This is a genomic window from Salibacterium salarium, from assembly GCF_030813635.1.
GTDB lineage: Bacteria > Bacillota > Bacilli > Bacillales > Marinococcaceae > Salibacterium > Salibacterium salarium.
In genome coordinates, this window is sequence record NZ_JAUSUM010000001.1 from 865,134 (window position 1) to 885,035 (window position 19,902).

General features: G+C 39.4%; 20 protein-coding genes, 1 tRNA gene and 1 pseudogene. 16 read left to right on the top strand and 6 right to left on the bottom strand.

Going from position 1 to position 19,902, the window contains the following annotated elements; all coding sequences use genetic code 11:
• Positions 1-124: 124 nt before the first annotated feature.
• Both J2S78_RS04145 and J2S78_RS04150 read left to right on the top strand, forming a co-directional pair.
• Complete coding sequence (locus tag J2S78_RS04145; RefSeq protein ID WP_306896531.1) at positions 125-622, top strand: Lrp/AsnC family transcriptional regulator; 498 nt, start codon at positions 125-127, stop codon at positions 620-622.
• Positions 619-1,800, top strand: coding sequence for an aminotransferase (locus J2S78_RS04150; RefSeq protein ID WP_306896533.1), 1,182 nt, complete (start codon positions 619-621; stop codon positions 1,798-1,800). The genes J2S78_RS04145 and J2S78_RS04150 overlap by 4 nt, the downstream gene beginning before the upstream one ends.
• 308 nt (positions 1,801-2,108) lie before the next feature.
• Here J2S78_RS04150 and J2S78_RS04155 read toward each other — a convergent pair whose 3' ends face one another.
• The gene (locus tag J2S78_RS04155) at positions 2,109-3,455 is read right to left on the bottom strand and encodes a sodium-dependent transporter (protein ID WP_306896535.1); all 1,347 of its coding nucleotides are present in this window, start codon (positions 3,453-3,455) and stop codon (positions 2,109-2,111) included.
• Between the two features lie 171 nt (positions 3,456-3,626).
• On the opposite strand from J2S78_RS04155, the gene yugI reads away from it, so the two are divergent.
• Positions 3,627-4,064: a S1 domain-containing post-transcriptional regulator GSP13 gene (gene yugI, locus J2S78_RS04160; RefSeq protein WP_306896538.1), complete on the top strand. Its 438-nt coding sequence runs from the start codon at positions 3,627-3,629 to the stop codon at positions 4,062-4,064.
• 65 nt (positions 4,065-4,129) lie between these two features.
• Here yugI and J2S78_RS04165 read toward each other — a convergent pair whose 3' ends face one another.
• Entirely contained in the window at positions 4,130-4,357 is a 228-nt protein-coding gene (locus tag J2S78_RS04165) for a DUF378 domain-containing protein (protein ID WP_125557615.1), read from the bottom strand.
• Positions 4,358-4,538: 181 nt separating this feature from the next.
• On the opposite strand from J2S78_RS04165, the gene J2S78_RS04170 reads away from it, so the two are divergent.
• Together J2S78_RS04170 and J2S78_RS04175 are read left to right on the top strand one after the other, a co-directional pair.
• Positions 4,539-5,882 (top strand): glucose-6-phosphate isomerase, encoded by a 1,344-nt coding sequence (locus J2S78_RS04170; protein ID WP_306896542.1) that lies wholly within the window; start codon positions 4,539-4,541, stop codon positions 5,880-5,882.
• 86 nt (positions 5,883-5,968) lie between these two features.
• Positions 5,969-6,370, top strand: coding sequence for a YugN-like family protein (locus J2S78_RS04175; RefSeq protein ID WP_306896543.1), 402 nt, complete (start codon positions 5,969-5,971; stop codon positions 6,368-6,370).
• Here the strand turns inward: J2S78_RS04175 and J2S78_RS04180 are convergent.
• A complete protein-coding gene (locus tag J2S78_RS04180; RefSeq protein ID WP_306896547.1) occupies positions 6,362-7,363 on the bottom strand; it encodes a potassium channel family protein in 1,002 nt (333 codons plus the stop codon). The genes J2S78_RS04175 and J2S78_RS04180 overlap by 9 nt on opposite strands.
• Before the next feature lie 153 nt (positions 7,364-7,516).
• Between J2S78_RS04180 and J2S78_RS04185 the strand changes: the two genes are divergently transcribed.
• The 4 genes from J2S78_RS04185 to J2S78_RS04200 all read left to right on the top strand — a co-directional run bounded on the left by J2S78_RS04185 (position 7,517) and on the right by J2S78_RS04200 (position 8,881).
• Positions 7,517-7,681 carry a hypothetical protein gene (locus tag J2S78_RS04185; protein WP_306896549.1) on the top strand — a complete coding sequence of 55 codons (165 nt, stop codon included), beginning with the start codon at positions 7,517-7,519 and terminating at the stop codon, positions 7,679-7,681.
• Positions 7,682-7,731: 50 nt separating this feature from the next.
• Positions 7,732-7,807, top strand: a tRNA-Ala gene (locus J2S78_RS04190).
• A 445-nt stretch (positions 7,808-8,252) separates the two neighbouring features.
• The gene (locus tag J2S78_RS04195) at positions 8,253-8,543 is read left to right on the top strand and encodes a nucleotidyltransferase family protein (protein WP_306896551.1); all 291 of its coding nucleotides are present in this window, start codon (positions 8,253-8,255) and stop codon (positions 8,541-8,543) included.
• Positions 8,540-8,881 carry a HepT-like ribonuclease domain-containing protein gene (locus tag J2S78_RS04200; protein ID WP_306896552.1) on the top strand — a complete coding sequence of 114 codons (342 nt, stop codon included), beginning with the start codon at positions 8,540-8,542 and terminating at the stop codon, positions 8,879-8,881. Before J2S78_RS04195 ends, J2S78_RS04200 begins: the two co-directional genes overlap by 4 nt.
• Positions 8,882-10,050: 1,169 nt before the next feature.
• Here the strand turns inward: J2S78_RS04200 and J2S78_RS04205 are convergent.
• Positions 10,051-10,571, bottom strand: a pseudogene (locus tag J2S78_RS04205) (transcriptional regulator); the annotation flags it as partial.
• 364 nt (positions 10,572-10,935) lie between these two features.
• On the opposite strand from J2S78_RS04205, the gene J2S78_RS04210 reads away from it, so the two are divergent.
• A complete protein-coding gene (locus J2S78_RS04210) occupies positions 10,936-11,757 on the top strand; it encodes a SurA N-terminal domain-containing protein (RefSeq protein ID WP_306896554.1) in 822 nt (273 codons plus the stop codon).
• Positions 11,758-11,902: 145 nt separating this feature from the next.
• Here J2S78_RS04210 and J2S78_RS04215 read toward each other — a convergent pair whose 3' ends face one another.
• Positions 11,903-13,354: an aldehyde dehydrogenase family protein gene (locus J2S78_RS04215; protein WP_306896556.1), complete on the bottom strand. Its 1,452-nt coding sequence runs from the start codon at positions 13,352-13,354 to the stop codon at positions 11,903-11,905.
• Positions 13,355-13,560: 206 nt separating this feature from the next.
• Between J2S78_RS04215 and J2S78_RS04220 the strand changes: the two genes are divergently transcribed.
• Positions 13,561-14,565: an LLM class flavin-dependent oxidoreductase gene (locus J2S78_RS04220; protein ID WP_306896559.1), complete on the top strand. Its 1,005-nt coding sequence runs from the start codon at positions 13,561-13,563 to the stop codon at positions 14,563-14,565.
• Between the two features lie 98 nt (positions 14,566-14,663).
• Here the strand turns inward: J2S78_RS04220 and J2S78_RS04225 are convergent, their stop codons facing one another.
• Entirely contained in the window at positions 14,664-15,011 is a 348-nt protein-coding gene (locus tag J2S78_RS04225) for a winged helix-turn-helix transcriptional regulator (protein ID WP_125554993.1), read from the bottom strand.
• Between the two features lie 140 nt (positions 15,012-15,151).
• Between J2S78_RS04225 and J2S78_RS04230 the strand changes: the two genes are divergently transcribed.
• The 5 genes from J2S78_RS04230 (at position 15,152) to J2S78_RS04250 (ending at position 19,858) form a co-directional block, all read left to right on the top strand.
• On the top strand, positions 15,152-16,210 hold the full coding sequence (locus J2S78_RS04230) for an LLM class flavin-dependent oxidoreductase (RefSeq protein ID WP_306896562.1): 1,059 nt from the start codon (positions 15,152-15,154) through the stop codon (positions 16,208-16,210).
• Between the two features lie 12 nt (positions 16,211-16,222).
• On the top strand, positions 16,223-16,789 hold the full coding sequence (locus tag J2S78_RS04235; protein WP_306896564.1) for an NADPH-dependent FMN reductase: 567 nt from the start codon (positions 16,223-16,225) through the stop codon (positions 16,787-16,789).
• Positions 16,790-16,993: 204 nt separating this feature from the next.
• The gene (desA, locus tag J2S78_RS04240) at positions 16,994-18,013 is read left to right on the top strand and encodes a Delta(5) desaturase DesA (RefSeq protein ID WP_306896566.1); all 1,020 of its coding nucleotides are present in this window, start codon (positions 16,994-16,996) and stop codon (positions 18,011-18,013) included.
• A gap of 105 nt (positions 18,014-18,118) precedes the next feature.
• Positions 18,119-19,237 (top strand): sensor histidine kinase, encoded by a 1,119-nt coding sequence (locus tag J2S78_RS04245; RefSeq protein ID WP_306896568.1) that lies wholly within the window; start codon positions 18,119-18,121, stop codon positions 19,235-19,237.
• A gap of 21 nt (positions 19,238-19,258) precedes the next feature.
• Positions 19,259-19,858 (top strand): response regulator transcription factor, encoded by a 600-nt coding sequence (locus tag J2S78_RS04250; RefSeq protein ID WP_306896571.1) that lies wholly within the window; start codon positions 19,259-19,261, stop codon positions 19,856-19,858.
• Positions 19,859-19,902: the final 44 nt, after the last annotated feature.

Sequence of the window (19,902 nt, forward strand, 5' to 3'; positions counted from 1 at the left end):
AAAAGCGACTGTTGGTTCCAACATCTAAATATAAAAATACAATTACGCTGCAGCTTGTTAGTATGATAAGATAGACGGTAATGAAGATAGATGCCGACAAGTGCAAGCGAAAGGAGACGTAAGGATGGAAGAGCATGAACTTGAAATTTTACGTTTAGTGGAAGAAAATGGACGTCTGGATATTGCAACGATTGCGAAAATGGTTGATCGAACAGAAGAGGAAGTCCAGACGGTTTTAAATAAATTAGAAAAAGAGAATATTATATTAAGTTACGCGGCAGTAGTCGATTGGAGCAAAGTAAATGAACGCGAAGGGGTAACAGCGATGATTGATGTTAAAGTTACACCTCAACGTGGCGTAGGATTCGATGAAGTAGCGGAGCGGATTTACCGTTTTCCCGAAGTGGAGGCTTTGTATTTAGTTTCCGGTGCTTATGATTTGTTAGTTGTTATTGATGGAGACACGATGTCTGAAATTGCGAGATTTGTGTCTGAAAAACTTTCAGCGTTGGACTCGGTTATTTCAACAACGACGCACTTCCGGCTAAAGACATATAAACACGATGGTATTATGTTTGGTGACGGAGAAGATGATGATAAAAGAATTGTGGTGTCACCATGACAACACCTGTAAGAAAAAAAGGAAGATTGTCTGAAGCCGTTCAAAACATCCAACCATCAGGAATCCGCCGTTTTTTTGATATGGCGTCTACGATGGACAACGTCATTTCACTAGGTGTCGGAGAACCTGACTTTGTAACCCCTTGGAAGGTAAGAGAAGCGAGTATTGACTCGATGGAGAGAGGATATACGGCATATACGGCCAACCCCGGTATTATCGAATTAAGGGAAGAAATATCCTCGTACTTATCACGCCAGTTCTCTACTCCTTATGACCCAGAGAATGAAATCATTGTCACCGTAGGGGCAAGTGAAGCGATTGATATTGCTATCCGCTCCACGGTTAATCCGGGTGAAGAAGTTGTTATTATTGAACCGGGGTTTGTTTCCTATGCTCCGATTGTATCTCTTGCAGGAGGAAAACCAGTATCGATAGGAACAAAAAAAGAAAATGAGTTCAAGGTAACAAAAGAAGAGTTGGAAGCAGCGATTACTTCGAACACAAAAGCAATTATGCTCTGTTTTCCGAATAATCCCACAGGCGCTGTGATGACAAAAGAGGACCTTGATCCTCTTGTGGAAATCATTGAGAAAAATGATCTGCTGGTACTTTCTGATGAAATTTATGCTGAGTTGAGTTATGATCAAAAACATTACAGTTTTGCACGTCTTCCAGGAATGAAGGAGCGAACTATTCTCATTTCCGGATTTTCTAAAGCATTTGCGATGACAGGTTGGCGTCTCGGATTTGTATGCGCTCCAGCAGATATCACAGCAGCAATGTTGAAAATACATCAATATGCGATGATGTGTGCGTCAACTCCAGCACAATATGGGGCGTTAGAAGCGTTGCGGAGTGGCCAAGACGATGTAGAACGGATGGTAACAAGCTATAAACAACGCCGTAATTATATGGTGAAGTCGTTTGCGGAAATTGGTTTATCCTGCCATGTTCCGGGTGGAGCTTTTTATGCGTTTCCCTCGATTGAAGAAACCGGTATGGATTCGAATGCATTTGCTGAAGGGTTACTACATGAAGAACGTGTAGCCGTAGTACCAGGGAATGTTTTTGGAGAAGGTGGAGAAGGACATATCCGCTGTTCGTATGCAACATCAATGGAATCATTAGAAACAGCAATTGAACGTATTGGCCGTTTTATAAAAAAACATTCATCTTAAAAGGTTTAATATGAAAAAGGGGCTGTATCAAAAGTCTACTACTAGCCAAAAAATGCTTCACTAACATTTAGGGCATGCGCTGCAGGCGGACGCTTTCACTCCAGAGCACAAGAGCGACATCGGCTCCCTGCGGATCACCGTGTCTCCTTTGCCGCGGGCAGCGCCTCAGCTTCTTCCCGCAGGAGTCGCCGCCTTCCGCTTCTGCCCATGGTTAAATTATCTTTGTTATAGAAAGGAGCTGTACCTTTTGATACAGCTCCTTTTTTCGTTCACGTTATTTTATCAAAAAAAGCAAAAGCCGAAGCCTTTTACCATACCCCTAATACATTTAAGAAAGCTGCGAGGATAGCAAGGGGGGTGATATAACGGATGACTACAAGCCACGTCTCAAAAAAACCTGTTCCAAGCTTAGAACCACGCAATAATTCTTCTTTCAAATCCTGACGGCTGATTTTCATTGGAACGAATACAGAAATGAAAAATGCTCCAACCGGAAGCAAAATATTACTGACCAAAAAGTCTATTTGGTTGAAAAAGATATCACCAAAAAGGTGCCACTCCGATAATAAACCGTAGGACAAATTTGATGGTATTCCAATGATGAAAATGCTAAGTCCGCCAATCCAAGCCGCTATTCGACGCCGTTTAGGGTTATTTTTAGCGGTCGAGGACACAACGATTTCAAGCAAAGAAAACGCAGAGGTTAACGTTGCAAACAATAATAATAAAAGGAATAAGGACAAAAAGATAGATCCAAATGCCATTTCACTAAATACTGCTGGTAATACGGTGAAAATTAAACTAGGACCATCATTTGGCTCAAGTCCGAAGGCAAAAACACCTGGAAATATAGCTAGTCCGGATAATAGAGCGATCAAAATACTTAAACTGACAATGGAAGAAGCGGAACGAATTAGGTTTTCTTGTTTTCCAAGATAAGAGCTGTATGTGACCATAATCGAAACACCCAGACTCAAAGAAAAGAAGGCCTGCCCGAGGGCAAAAAGTATCGTTTCGCCGTCAACATTACTCAAATCGGGTTGTAAGAAAAAGGTTACGCCCTCCATAGCGCCATCGAGCGTTAAGGAACGAATCACGAGAACAATAAAAATAATGAACAGTGCTGGCATCATAATGCTGCTTGCGCGTTCGATACCTTTTTGAATGCCGCCTTGAACAATCAAGATTGTAATGATGATAAATATAAGGTGGGCTATTCCGACTTCCCAATGATTTGAAATGATGGAATCAAACAAAGATCCATAATCTCCAGTGGCCGGATCTGTTAGTGATCCTGTCAAGCTGCGAACAAAATAAGTGATGATCCACCCGCCGACCACAGAATAAAAAGAAAGAATCAAACACGATGAAATAATTCCAAGAACCCCGAGCCAATGCCAAACACTGCCGGGCGCCAATTCCTTATAAGCTTGTATCGGCGGCTTTTGTGTTTTTCGACCGACAATAAATTCTGCTAAAAGCAAGGAAGTTCCTAATAATAAGGTAAATACGAGAAATATAAGAAAAAAGGCTCCTCCGCCACTTGTTCCGGCAACATAGGGGAGTTTCCAGACTGCTCCTAACCCAATCGCAGATCCGGCAGCGGCCAAGATAAAACCAATTTTAGATTTCCATTGATCTCTTCCGTCACTCATAAAATTCTCCTTCCATTAAAAAATGCAAACATCTCTACACATTATCGAATATTGCTGTTTATTGTCAATCATCTTTCATGAATATTCAATATTTCGGTGAAGATAAAATTGCCGAACATACCGATTTTATGTTACAATTTATAGGCTAATAAATAGTTAGGAGATGTTCGAATGTCGGTAGAGCAATATGAGGTTGGAAGTATCGTTGAAGGAAAAATTACGGGAATTAAACCATTTGGTGCGTTTGTTGCGCTTGATGAAAACAAACAAGGCTTGGTTCACATTTCCGAAGTGGCTCACGGATACGTAAAAGACATAAATGAAGCATTAACAGTTGGAGACGAAGTGCAAGTGAAAGTTAAGTCCATTGATGAAAGTTCAGGAAAGATTTCTCTTTCTATCCGTGACACACAGGCTGCACCGGAAAGAGAAGAAAAGAAAAGCAGTTATAGTGGTGGTGGAGGTTCTAAATCAGGCCCGCGCAATAATAACACTAACAATCAAAAGAACCAAAACCAAGGTTTCAATACACTAGAAGATAAGCTAAAGGATTGGTTGAAGCAATCCAATGAGATTCAAGCAGACTTGAATAAACGCATTCGTAAGTAAATGAAAAAAGAAAGAAGGGGATAAGAGAAGGAACATGTCCCCTTCTTTTTTTATATACTTTAGTATTAACGCTGTGGCTCGGGGCTTCTTTCTAATTCTTCGTCCGGCTTCATTAGAATGGAAATACTATAAAGTCCAGCAATCCCGACGAGCGCATATATAACTCGAGACATTGCTTGTGCCTGGCTTCCGAATATAGCGGCGATTAAATCAAATCCAAAAAAACCAATCAATCCCCAGTTAATAGCACCAATTATGGTAAGAACAAGAGCAGTACGTTGTAATCCGCTCATAGCTGTTCACCCCCCTTCACCAATTTCTACGCTTACTCTCTATGATGAATGAAAGGTAGCAAGTTTATACATCGTTTTCAAATGAATATAAAATGAATACGATTACATAATTAGAATGACTTGAATTCATCTGAAAGCTTGTATACATTTGAGGTAGAGAAAGAGAATGGAGGAAAAAATAATGAAAAAAGAAATCCACTTTGATTACAGTAATGCATTATCTTTTGTAAACGAAAACGAACTTAAGCAACTAAGTGACCAAGTGACACAGGCGCACACAGCAATTCATGAGCAGACGGGAGCAGGACATGACTTTTTAGGATGGGTGGATCTCCCTGAGAATTACGACAAAGAAGAATTTTCCCGTATTCAAAAAGCGGCAGAGAAAATAAAAAGTGATTCGGACGTACTGCTTGTTTTAGGTATTGGCGGCTCCTATTTAGGAGCAAAAGCTGCAATTGAAAGCTTAACTCATGCGTTCCGAAACCAGATCGGTAATAATACAGAAATTTATTTTGCTGGTCACCATATCAGCCAATCCTATATCAGAGACTTGATGGATGTCATAGAAGGAAAAGATATTTCTATTAACGTGATTTCAAAATCGGGGACAACGACAGAACCAGCGATTGCGTTTCGAATTTTCCGTGAGTATTTGGAAAACAAATATGGAAAAGAAGAAGCTGCCCGCCGTATTTACGCCACAACGGACAAAGAAAAAGGTGCTTTGAAAACATTGGCATCAGAGCAGGGTTACGAAACATTCGTCGTTCCTGATGACGTAGGCGGACGTTACTCTGTCCTTACTGCTGTCGGGCTTTTACCAATTGCTGCCGCTGGACTTGATATTACAAGTATGATGGATGGAGCAAACCAAGCAAGAAAAACATACGCAGATCCGCATTTAGAAAACAACGAAGCTTATCAATACGCTGCGATGCGTCACGCCCTTTATCAAAAAGGAAAAGCGATTGAATTGTTGGTGAATTATGAGCCAAGTCTTCAATATGTTTCTGAATGGTGGAAGCAATTATTCGGAGAAAGTGAAGGAAAGGATAATAAAGGATTATTTCCAGCTTCGGTTAATTTTTCCACTGACCTTCACTCCATGGGTCAATATGTACAAGAAGGCCGTCGTCACTTGTTTGAAACGGTTGTGCAAGTCGAACATGCAGGTAAAGACATAACGATTGAAAAAACAGATGATGATTTAGACGGTCTTAATTATCTTGCTGGGAAGTCGATGGATTTTGTTAATGAAAAAGCGTTTCAAGGAACGTTGCTTGCTCACACAGACGGTGATGTACCAAACTTGATTGTACGTGTCCCGGAACTGAATGAGTATTACTTCGGGTATCTCGTTTATTTCTTTGAAAAAGCATGCGCGATGAGTGGATATTTGCTTGGTGTCAATCCATTCGATCAACCAGGCGTTGAAGCTTACAAGAAAAATATGTTTGCTCTCCTTGGTAAACCAGGATTTGAAGAACAACAAGCCCTTTTACAAAAAAGATTAAATAATTAAAGGAACGAATCCCAGGAACTCTCCTGGGATTTTTGCATGAACAAAAAACAATAGGGGGACAGTAGAAAGGAAGGAGGCGGCTGCAAATGCTAGAAATACAATCTAAATTAGAAGGACATCAGTTTGTATTAAATGACCTTGAAAAAAAGATAAAACCACTTGGCTATGACATTGGTGGAGGTTGGGAATACGACCACGGCTATTTTGATTATAAAATGTCAGATGAAGGGGGATACCAATTTTTTCGTCTGCCATTTCAGTCAGTGGACGGCGAATTAGATCAAAAAGGGGTGAAAGTTGAACTTGGCAGACCGTTTGTATTGACGCACCAATATCAAGAAGGTATCGACCATAATGTAGAGGAACCTTATAATTCTGTCCTAAATCAATTCCAGGAGCCGACGAATCAAGATGCGGACGTTCCAACGGCTTTTATTGAACAAGGAGAACGATTGAAAAAAGAATTGGAGGATGTATTGTTAACGTGAAGAATCGAGTAAAAAGATAGAATCATCTTCATGAATGACGGTAGATCCTTCCGGATTTAATGTCGTCTGCCCATTTTTGCTGATGCCAAGTAGCAGCTTCGCATCCTCTTGTGCTTGCGTGCTGATTTCTTGAAACGTATTTCCTATCCATTCCTCCGGACAAGGAATCGAACGTAAAAAGGGGGTGGCTTCGACATCCAACAATAATGCGATTGTCTCGGCAATTCCCTGTTGTTCTAAACTTTCGGTCATAAGAAGACTTGAAATGATGTTCGATGCAATAATCTCATCGGCACCTGCATGACGAGCGTTCGGAAGCTGCTCTGACGTCAAAATTTCAACGGTTATGTAAATGTCATCGCAATAATGTTTTGCTGTTAACAGCGTCAGAATTGATTGTGCATCTGCACTTTGTTCTGTTTCCTCTAACCCCGCTGTAATAATAAGTGCCCGCGCCTTTCTAATATTTGCTTTCTTCAATGTATCTTGAAAACTAGGATTCCCTTTTATGAATTGTAAGGAATTGCTATTGTAAAAAGGACTGTCAGATAATGTATTATCAATCAAGACAGTTGAGCGTTCAGGATAAGCACGTTGTATTTGTTCAATAAACTGGCGTGACCGCTCATTCCAGTTCACAATAATATAGTGGTTGTTAAAACTAGAAGAAATAGTCCCTTTCTGCCAGTGCCGTTTCTCATCTACAGTAGCAGAAGCAAGATTTTGTACAAAAAACAGAACAAATCCAATGCCAAATAAAATTAACACCATCCCCGCCAATCGGCCCAATGTAGATGTCGGAACAAAGTCTCCATAACCGACTGTAGTAGACGTCACAATCGCCCACCACACCGCTTCAAAAAAAGTAGGGAACGTCTCGGGCTCTAGATGATGAAGCAAAAAAGCAAAGAAAAAAAGAATCAAGGTAATAATAAAAGATAACCGAACTAAAACTGGAATGCGATCATACAAACGAATCGTATAATGAATCAACAGGCACCCTCTCCTTTTATCTATTTGTTACGGCGCACAAAAGTGAAAACCAGATTGACGCAATTCCTCTTTTACCAATATAGCCAGACCATTGTCGTTTCATTCGTCATTTGATATTGTGTAATGAGTAGAATAGGGTGGGGAGGGCTTGACTTGGTAATTTTAGAAGCGGTAAGTTTTGGCTTAGCTGTATTTATTGGTTGGATTTTATTTGACTACTCTCGAGAAAAGAAGTGGAGAAAAGAGAAGGTCGTTGAATCATTTCTTGCCGGAGTCTGTGGCGCTATCGGATGGACAGTAATTGAACTTCTATTTTAGTGTTGACAGTTTGAGTAAATCTCATTATAATCGTAATTGTCGTTTCATATGGGGCATTAGCTCAGCTGGGAGAGCGCTTGGCTGGCAGCCAAGAGGTCATCGGTTCGAGCCCGATATGCTCCACCATATAAACAATGAGCGCCTTCTCTGGAAGCGCCTTTGGTGCACCATACATAATTAGGCCAATGACGCCGGTTTGAGGATATCCCTCGGCCCGGCGTTATTTTTATTTGGTGGGGACAAATGGTTGTGTGGGCATTTATTCTTTTATTTCTTCCTGAATGCCTGAAATGAGGGTTCAATCGGATATTTATTCCGCCATTTAGAAAGATTCATATAACAATCAATGTATTTTCAGTCAATAACGGACTAAATGTCCGTTGCCCTAAATAATTTGATTCTCTACCAATAGGTGGTTGTATGATGAAACATCAGCGCAGACGAACATCAGGATGCAATATACAAAATGTGGAAGATATCTTGGTTCGATGTGCATAATATGATTTTTTCTGATTGATAATGTACAATAGTAGTAAGAAGTCGAAATTTATATGAAAGGCGTGATGATTATATGGCTATGCAAGAAAACATTGATCAGCGTCTGAAACTCATTAAACCTGTTCTGCAGGAAAAATACCATGTTAGTAAAATTGGCTATTTTGGATCCTATGCACGGGAGGAACAGACAAAGGAAAGCGATATCGATATATTGGTTGAGTTTTCAAAACCGATTGGGCTTGAATTTATTTCCCTTAAGGAGTATCTAGAACAAGAACTGAATCTAAAAGTGGATCTCGTCACCGTAAAAGCATTGAAACCACAACTGAAGGAAGCCGTATTGAAAGAGGTCATTTACCAATGACCCGCAAGCCGACCTTATATCTAGAAGATATGCTAGCTTGTATTAATAAAATTGAAAAATACACTTTAGGGATAAGTAGTGAAGAATTTGACCAAAACCAGCTTTTAATAGATGCAGTGGTTCGCAATCTCGAAGTTATAGGGGAGGCGGCCAAACATGTTCCACAAGAGATTCGTCAAAAGTATTCGTTAATACCTTGGAAAAATATAATAGGGTTGAGAAACATCCTAATACACGAATACTTTGGTATTGATGAGCAGATTGTATGGGAGATTATAACAACTGACTTAAAGAAAATAAAACCTTTAATGCAACAAATCATTAGAGAACATTCATAAATTTGGTGAACAGAGAGATGACAACAGTTTGGCTGGCAAGGGGCTATCGTTGCTGAAGCATCAGGGTGCGCCATACATACGCCGGTTTGAGGATATCCCTCGGCCCGGCGTTATTTTTATTTGGTGGGGGCGAATGGTTGTGTGGATATTTATTCCGCTATTTAGAAGCGCGCATGACGATCACTAATATGGAGATGATGTGCCACTTGAACACGAATAATAAAGTCATTTAAAAGATAAAATAGTTGTTTAAAACTCCTCCTCTATTCAAGAATCGGGCCAGATTGTGAAGAAATATACTTAAACTCCCTCAGATAGATTCGATTTACCCTTAAACGCTCGCCTATTCGCAGGATTTCAAACCACTTGTAAGAACAATAACGGATGAACGGAATGAGTATTGCTAATAAAGGCTACATGAAGGCATGCGAGAATAGAGGAGGTAATAATAACTCCATTTATTTCCAATATACTTCACACATTTTCCACGCCGCCCCTGGAGGCTTTCCCTCCCATGTCTAACGAGGCAGTTTAGTTCAAGATAAACTAAAATGAGGTCTCAAATGATGAAAAAGATTAACATTTGGTCATTTATCTTATCAATAATTTGTATTTTATTATTTTTTATTGTTTCTTTTTCAGGTCCAATTGATTATTCCCTAATGGGTATTCACCCTTTAAATCTGGTCCTATATATTACATTGATTACTTTTGTTTTAGGGGTATTAAGTTTTTCAGGCATTCAAGATTGGAAAGGGATGGCGAGAAGTGTAACTACTATCATTCTTACATTGGGATTATCAGTGTTTTTAACTTTCGTTATATTTTTTGGAAATTTGTTAAGCTAACGGGTGCTTATCATCAATAAGGATTTGCTCCCTATCTTCTAGCATTAGCAGTAGTTATGTTAAAAATATAATTTAATAGAATAATCTTCAAAATATGGGGGGAGATATTGTGTTTAAAGATTTTAAAAACAAGCGTTATTGGATACTTATGCCACCATTTTTAATTATTGCACTATTACTATTTACCTTTCTCCCTAATAATTACAGGTACTTTTCATTTTTGGTAATAATTGTCTTTTGGGTTGTCTATTATAGTTGGAATTATTTTGCAGGCAAAAAGAACAATCCAAATAAACCAGAAGCGTTATCTTAAACTAACGCTTCAAGTGGGGTGAATGGACGGAGCAAACGTCGGGAATAGCGTACAATTTCAGCTTCAACCCATGTTAAAGAAGAAGGCGCTTTTTCCGAAATGAATTTTCCAATAAAAGCAAGGATAAGTTGTTGACATCGTTTCGGCTCGTCTTTATGGATAAATAAGCTATGGGTAGGAAAGTCCAGCCGTCTAAGGCTAGTAGGGAATGACGCCAGCACAAATCTTTGAAACGTCTAACATCAAGATCTCTGGCATGAGGACCGTATTCTTGAATCTCTATGCCTCCTTTCGCACTGCCGGGCATGTAGGCCAAATCCAAGTAACGATAACCGTTGTTAAAATCACGTACTTCCCACTCCGGGTATAAATCATTGAAATGGCCAACGGTAGGAAACCAAATCAGCCGCAGGAATTCAATCGTTCCATGTCCGAGTCCTTTCAGCAGTATTTCACGTCTTCTATGATTTTTTTCTTCAGAAATATTTTGTTGAATCCAGTCATTAAAAGCTTGTTCAAATCGTTGCATGAGAGGCACTTCCTTTTTGAGGGATGGGTTCGGAAATTATACCACGACCTCCCTAAGAAAACATTAAAATAGAAACCAGGTTTGCCACTTATTAATAAATTTAGCAAAAATGTGCATGATAAAATTAGTGCTTTGCTTTGTCAAAAAGTAGACCGGAAGCTCATTGACACATAGCTGACATATGGGGTTGATAAAGTTGAAAATGGATAGGGAGGATGACTTACAATTTGAGATTTATATGGGGGCATGATGAATGGATGATTAAATACATCTTACATCGAAAATAGAAAATAGGGTTTCATTAAACGAAATGGTATGATATCGTTCCACCTGCATCTATTGATGATTAGAAAGGAGAATAACATTGAATAAAAAATGGTTATTAAGTTTGTTTCTTGCCGTATTTGTATCGGTTATAGCGGCATGTGGTAATGGAGACGAATCAGAGGGAGAAAACAGTGAAGGATCAGATACACAAGAGGAAGAGACAGATGGAGAAAGTGAGGGTACATCTGAAGATGGCGAAGCAGCTTCTGAAGACGGAGGAAGTACTGAAACTCCAGAGCCTGATTTAGAAGGTACTCCTGACGTTGTTGCTGAAGTAAATGGAGAAGAAATAACAAAAGATGAGTTTGAAACATCTTATGAAGGGCAATTTCAACAAGCAGCGATGCAATCTCAAATGACTGGACAAGAACTTGATCAAGACCAATTAAAACAACAAGTGGCAGAAAGCTTGATTAGTACGGAACTTCTTACACAGGAAGCAAATAATCGAGATATTGAAGCATCACAAGAAGAGATAGACAATACAGTAAGTGATTTGGTAGAACAAAACAATCTTGAATCAAAAGACGCGTTTTTATCCACTCTAGAGGAACAGCAAGGGATGAGTGAAGAAGATGTCATGTCCCAAGTTGAACTGCAGGTAAAAATGGAAAAGCTTATTTCAGAAGAAGCTGGTGATATCGAGCCAACAGAAGAGGAATTACAAGAAGCTTATGATCAGGTAACAGCCCAACAAGAACAGATGAGTGGTGAAGATGGAGAAGAAGTAGAAATTCCATCGTTTGAAGAAATGAAACCAGATCTTAAAGAGCAAGTAAAGACTCAAAAAGAATCGGAAGCATCTCAAACGCTTGTCGAAGACCTTCGTGAGGATGCGGACATTACGAACAACCTATAATTTTTTATCTGGACCATACAGATAAGGAACATCCGAAATAGTAAAAAAGATTCCGGTTATCGTTTTTGGATAATCGGAATCTTTTTTGGTTATTAGTCAGAAATCCACTCGAATGAAATGAGGGATCTACACTCTATTTATTTTTTTACAAAGGAAAAGGACGATCTTCTGCTTGTACACTGACCCATTGAACAGTAGTGAATTCTTCTAGTATCCATTCCCCATTAAAACGTCCGATACCGGATTGTTTTTCGCCTCCGAACGGAAGATGAGCTTCGTCATTAACGGATTGATCGTTAACGTGAACCATGCCGGAGTTCAATTGACGAGCAACCTGCATGCCGTGGTAACGGTCTTGAGTAAAGACAGAACCGCTTAAGCCATATGGCGAATCATTAGCAGTACGTATCGCTTCTTCTTCGCTCGAAACTTTAATTAGTGTCGATACGGGCCCAAAAACTTCATTTTTTGCGGCTGGCATGTCGTTTGTCACGTCAGATAAAACAACTGGGGGAATAACGTTGCCGTTGATTGAAAATTCGGTTTGTAGGGTAGCGCCAGCGTCGACTGTACCTTGAACAAGTTGGTGAATATTATCGACTTGTTCTTGATTAATGATAGGACCAACCATTACTTCTTCATCTTCTGGATTACCGGATTTTATTGTTTTCGCTACGTTTGTAAATTCTTTAACGAATTCATCGTAAATGTCTTCATGAATAATGACCCGATTCAAGGCAAGGCATATTTGTCCCTGGTGGAGATATGATCCAAACACAGCTGCTTTTGCTGCTTTTTTCACGTCGGCATCTTGAAGAACAACCATTGCATTATTACCGCCGAGTTCTAATGCTGTCTCTTTTAAATGTTTCGCAGCAAGTTCTGCAATGTGTGTTCCTACTTCTGTCGAGCCGGTGAATGATAATAAAGCCGGTACAGGATGCGTAACGAAAGCGTCCCCGATTTCGGAACCGCGTCCGGCTGTTACGTGAAGTACACCGGCGGGAAAGCCAGCTTCTTCAAACAGAGCTGCGATAAGAAATCCTGATGTAACAGGTGTATCTGACGCCGGTTTAACGACGACGGTGTTTCCGGTAGCAATGGCTGGCGCAATGGATCTCATAGCTAAGTGGAATGGGAAATTCCACGGGCCAATCATACCTATGACTCCTTTCGCGGAACGATACGTATAATTTTCCTTCCCAGGTGTATTGGACGGAGCGGTAGAACCGTGAATCCGATTAGGGAATGAAGCAGATTCAAAGACAATGTTGGACGCTGTGTTAAATTCGGTTTCTGCTTTTAATTTACTACTACCAGACTCTTGAATAAGCCAATTGATAATGGTGTCTTTATTCTGTTGCATGACTTCGTATAAACGGCGGAGATAGTATTGTTTTTCTCCAGGGGAGTGCGCATCCCATGTTTTTTGATAATCGTTTGCGGATTGGTAAGCGAGATCTAAGTCGTCCTGATTGGCAGAAACGATAACCCCGAGAGACTCTCCATTATAAGGGTTTGTATTTTCTATCGTTTTTTTAGAGGATCCTGTTACCCATGATCCATTTATATATTGCTTTGTAAAATCAGTGTGCATGTGTCTCACCCTTTCTTTTGTTACCGGTTATCTCCGGTGGTAATGTATGATATACCTTGCTGAATACTTTTTCAAACAATTGAATTTACTATAGAAATAGATGGAATGATAAACCGGCCACTGAGCAAAAATACAATAAAACACAGGGCTCGATGTTATAATGATACGTGAATTCGAAAGTTAAACAAGCAAAGGAGAAATTTCACATGTCAACAATACAAATACCCGTTTCTGTCTTAAATTTAGCTCCTATTCGACAGGGAGAGAGCGCCAAAGATGCAATTGATTCCATGGTTGATTTGGCGCAGGCGACGGAAAAAATGGGGTACAGCAGATATTGGATTGCCGAGCACCATAATACATCAACGTTGGTAAGCTCTGCGACTTCTATCCTCATAAAGCACACGTTAGAACACACAGAACACATTCGTGTGGGGTCAGGCGGTATTATGCTGCCAAACCATTCGCCTTTGGTAGTAGCGGAACAATTTGGAACGATGGCAACCCTTTATCCAGATCGATTGGATTTGGGTCTTGGCCGGGCTCCAGGTACAGATATGTTGACTGCCAGTGCATTAAGGCGGTCTCAGAGTGACCAGGCAGTTTATTCTTTTCCAGAAGATGTGAAATCTCTTCTTACTTACTTTGGGTCAGAAGAAGAACAAGGTTACGTAAAAGCAGATTTAGGTATTGATTCTAATATTCCGCTTTATATCCTTGGTTCATCAACGGACTCGGCTGTTTTGGCAGCGAAATTAGGTTTGCCGTATGTATTTGCTTCTCATTTTGCACCAACGCATATGGAAGAAGCGATTTCGATTTACCGCCAGCAGTTCCAGCCATCGGAATATCTGGATTCTCCTTATATGATGGTATGTTTAAATGTCATTGCGGCGGAAAGTGATGAAGAGGCTAAGTTGGAACAAACGACGATGCAGCAATTTTTCTTAAATGTGGTCCGAGGTTCCAGACAGCCATTAAGTCCTCCAGTCGAAAACATGGATGAGCTTTGGAGTACGCGCGAGAAAGAAATGTCGACATCTATGTCCAGCATGACCTTACTAGGAAGTAAAGACTCGATACGAGAACAATTGACACGTTTTCAAGAAAAGTATGATGTAGATGAAATTATGGCTGTATCTTACATTTATGACCGCGATAAACAAAAACGTTCATATGAGATTTTAAAAGAAATAGTAGGTGACAAATAATGAAGAAGAAGGAGCTGTCATAGAGGCAGCTCCTTCTTCTGCTACTGTGGTGGGTGTTGTGGTAAATTTGGATAGTGGAGGAAATCTATATTACTGCTTTATGAACTGTTTTCTGTTTGCTTATTCATTTTATGCAGAGTGTGTTTCGTACCCCATTCATGCATGGCTTCCAAAATCGGTTCTAATCCCCTGCCGTATTCAGTGATGGAGTATTCCACTTTGGGTGGAACTTGTGGATATACGGTACGTTCGATAATGTCCTCTTCTTCTAACTCTCTCAATTGTTTTGTTAACATTTTTTGCGTAATACCAGGCATTTTTCGTTTCAATTCATTAAAACGTTTAGTCCCTTCTTGTAACAAGTGTAATAAAATAATAGGTTTCCATTTTCCAACTAAAATGCTTAAAGCATCTTCAACACGGCATTGTTCCGGTATTTTCTCCACCTTAATCCCTCCTCAGTATCATTTATGATACTATACCACTTTTAAGTGCGTACTTATGCGAAATTGCATTATAATCTATAATAACATTGAAAAGGTAAAACATCATTGTTGTTATTTAAAGAAAGAATGGTGAACATGAAATGGAACAATATCGTATCGATGAAAGCAAAGGATTAGAGTTTGGGATTTATACATTGGGCGATCATTTGCCTGATCCACATAGTGGAGAGAGAATCTCGGCAGAAGACCGGATTCATGAAATTATTGAATACGCGAAGCTTGCGGATCAAGCTGGCATTGATTTTTTCAGCGTGGGGGAAAGTCATCAAGACTATTTTGCTACTCAAGCGCACGCTGTAGTGCTCTCAAGCATTGCACAGGCTACAGAGAATATTAAACTTGCCAGCTCCTCAACTATTATCAGTACATCAGATCCGGTGCGTGTCTATGAAAATTTTGCAACCATTGATTTGATTTCGAAAGGACGTGCGGAGATTGTAGCAGGCCGTGCTTCACGAATAGGACTTTTTGATTTACTAGGGTACGATGTTCGTGATTATGAAGAATTATATGAAGAAAAGTTTGATCTGCTGTTAAAAATTAACGAAGAAGAGGTTGTGAACTGGAATGGAGAATTTCGTGCGCCTCTAAATAATGCCAAAGTTCTGCCGCGTCCACAGCAAGGGAAAATGCCGATTTGGCGCGCCGTCGGTGGAACACCGCAAAGTGCGATGAAGGCAGGTTATGCTGGTGTTCCAATGTTTATGGCTCATTTGGGTGGGCCAACGACAGCTTTTAAAAAAACTGTTGATGCATACCGAGAAGCTGCGCAAAGCAGTGGATTTGATCCAGCGGCACTGCCTGTTGCAACGGCTGGATTTTTCTATACCGCAAAAACATCACAGCAGGCGCTGAAAGAGATGTATCCCCATATCAACGAGGGGATGAAACGCACGAACGGTGGCGGATTCTCTAAACAACTTTTTGCGCAAGGTGCACATAAAGAAAGTGTCATGAATATTGGCAGTCCACAGGAAATCATTGAAAAAATTCTCTATCAGCACGAAGTGTTTGGGCACCAACGTTATATTGCTCAAATTGATTTTGGCGGCATGCCATTTGATAAATTAATGAAAAACATCGAAATAATTGGTACAGAAATTTTACCAGCGATAAAAAAATATACGGCACAAAAGTAGGGGGAGAGAACGATGAAAATTATCGGTTTATCTGGTTCAAAAGTAGGGTCTAAAACAAAAACAGCGATGGATTATACGGTTCAATCTCTTACCAAAAACTATCCGGATGCCGAAATAACCTTATTGGATTTAGCTGATTATGATGTTCAATTTAGTGATGGACGTCATTATTTGGACTATGACGGTGATACGGGGTATGTTGCACAGACAATAATGGAAGCTGATGCTATTATAATAGGAACTCCTATTTTTCAAGCATCGATACCAGCTACATTAAAGAATATCTTTGATCTGCTTCCGGTAGATGCCTTGCGGGATAAAGTAGTCAGTATGCTTGTTACAGCAGGTTCACCCAAGCATTATTTAATCCCGGAACAACAGTTGAAACCTATTTTAGGATACATGAAAACACAAATTGTTCAGACGTATGTGTTTATTGAAGAGGAAAGCTTTTATCGAAAAGAAATTACGAATGACGATGTTTTATTCCGAATTGATCGTTTGGTAGAAGATACAGTGATATTAACAGAAACATTTACAAAGATAAGGGAAGAAAAAGAAGCAGAATACGACTTTTGATTTTTTCTTAGGGGTATAAACCGATCGCCATGTTGTTTCATTATTAAGCACAGCAATGGGGACAGGAACCTGTCCATATGACACTTGTCATACTTCACTCCTGACATCTATGTCTTATTTTATTCAACCGTTTCCTTTACAATAAAGTATAGATTATATTTCGTTAATCTTTGGATATAATATAAATAATTGTAGGGGGAAATGATGAGTAAACAACAACAAGCAGAGCTAAAGAAAAGTGTCGCACCCTTTGCAGCACCAAATACAAAATCAAGTATTTCTCAAATAATAAATACAATTTTTCCATTCTTCATCGTTTGGTTTCTTGCGTACCAAAGTTTATCTATCTCTATTTGGTTAACACTTCCACTAACAGTGGTGGCAGCCGGTTTTGCGGTCCGAACCTTTATTATACTCCATGATTGTGCCCATGATTCTTTTTTCAAAAGCAAAAAAGCGAATAGGATAGTAGGAACATTAACCGGAATTATGACCCACTTTGCTTTCATGAAATGGAAACACAGTCACGCGATACATCATGCGACAAGTAGTAATTTAGATAAACGAGGTACAGGCGATATATGGATGATGACAGTGGATGAATACAGAAATGCTTCCTTTGGAAAGAGGCTGCAATATCGTTTGTACCGTAATCCAATTGTTATGTTTGGGCTAGGACCGTTTTTCTTGTTTCTTATTGAAAATCGATTTAATAAAAAGCAGGCAAAACGAAAAGAAAAGCTGAACACGTATATCATCAATGCTTCTATTGTCACTATATATGCGTTATTGATTTGGGCTATAGGCTGGCAGGCATTTCTGATAGTACAAGTTCCAATTCTATTTGTATCAGGATCCCTTGGCATTTGGCTGTTTTATGTTCAACATCAGTTTGAAGACTCTTATTTTGAAAATGAAGAAGACTGGAGCTTTGTAAAAGCCGCTGTTGATGGTAGTTCCTATTATAAGCTTCCTAAAGTGATGCAATGGATGACAGGAAACATTGGCTTCCATCACGTGCATCATCTCAGCCCGAGAGTCCCCAATTACAACTTGGAAAAAACACACGAAAATGTAACGCCGCTCCAACAAGCGACTACAATCACGCTTGCATCAAGTTTGCAATCGATACGATTTCGTTTGTATGATGAAAAAAATAAATCCTTTGTAAACTTTAAAGAAATGAAAGCTCTATTGAAAAAAGAAAACCGTGTGTATCAATAATTGTTGAAAATAAAAGTGTAAAATGGAGGGAGCCTTTCCACAGGAGGCTCCTTCTTCTGTTTTTGTTATACTTAATTGAAAACGATAGTAGAAAAGAGGTGCGGTGTGCAGAACTGGTTTCACATTTTCCCAAAAAACACAGGGCTAAGCTTGTATGCTTGGATTATATTTTGTCTTCTTCCTTTTTATTTTGTAATCAGCTCTTCTGGTCCTATTGAAATTTTTATTGGTATTGTAGTTATTATCCTTTTTTTTACAACATATCGGTTGTCTTTTATAAAAAAGGGATGGACGGTTTACGTCTCTATTGGCATCGAAATGGTTATAAACGTCGGAATGACAATGTATTTTGGTTATGTATATTTTGCCCTGTTTCTTGCCTTTTTCATCGGGAATATACAACAGAAAGCCGGTTTTATCACATTGTATGTAGTTCATTTGACCACGACTATTTCCGCGATTAGTATCGGCTTTTTTATACAAAATCAAGTGTTTATGATGCAGATTCCGTTTATTGTTATTAGTGTTATTGGTGTTATATTGTTGCCGATTAGTATTTATAATCGAAACAAACGAGAACAATTAGAAAATGAACTTGAAGACGCAAATGAAAGAATTTCACAACTTATGGTGGTGGAGGAACGCCAGCGTATTGCGCGCGACTTACATGATACATTGGGCCAAAAGTTGTCTCTTATTGGATTTAAAAGTGATTTAGCTAAAAAGTTAATGGATGTTGATTCTGATTCAGCAAAATTAGAAATTGATGATATTCATCAAACAGCAAGAACTGCTTTAAAAGAAGTACGTGAGATCGTTTCTGATATGAAAAGGATAAAAGTAAAAGATGAAGTTACCCACGTGGAGGAAATTTTAAGAACGTCCGATATAGAGTTTCGACTCAAAGGGGATTCTCCTGAAAATCTCACGCTTCCTTTATTAAGTGAAAATGTCCTGAGTATGTGTTTAAAAGAAGCGGTAACGAACGTGGTGAAGCATAGTCAGGCTTCTGTTTGCCAAGTTTCTTTTAGGCAAGCGTCATCTGAATTGGTGATGACGGTACATGATGATGGAATTGGAATCTCTTCTTTAGACGGTACTTTTTTCAAAGAAAGTGGACTTCAAGGAATGAAAGAACGTTTGGAATTTGTTAATGGGAATCTACGTTATGAATCATTGAATGGCTTGAAACTAACGATACAAGTACCGCACATAGTTCAATAATCGAAGCAGGAGGGGTTCCGTGTGATTCGAATTGTGATTGCAGAAGACCAGCAAATGCTCCTTGGAGCACTTGCTTCTTTACTTGATTTAGAAAAAGATATGGAAGTTATAGGAAAGGCAAAAAATGGAGAAGAAGCGGTGACGTTAGTAACGAAATACGAGCCTGATATTTGTATTATGGATATTGAAATGCCGAATAAAAGTGGGTTAGAGGCAGCTTTAGAATTGAAGGATCATTCTTGTAAAGTCATTGTTCTGACTACTTTTGCACGGACAGGTTATTTTGAAAGGGCGCGTAAAGCGGATGTGAATGGGTATTTGCTGAAAGATAGTCCGAGTGAAGACTTGGCAAGCTCAATTCGTACGATTATGGATGGGAGAAGAGTGTATGCGCCAGAACTTGTCGATATGGCCTATGAGAATAACAATCCATTAACGGAGCGGGAAAGCCAAATTATTAGGTTAATCGCCGATGGCAAAACGACGAAGGAAATATCTAACCAGCTCTATATTAAAACGGGCACTGTTCGTAATTATGTGTCTGTTATACTGGATAAGCTCGAAGTGAGTAATCGCATTGAAGCAATTTCCCGGGTTGAAGAAAAAGGATGGTTTAAGTAAACAAAGCCTTTTAATGACAGGGATCCGAGAAAACTTTTTTCTTC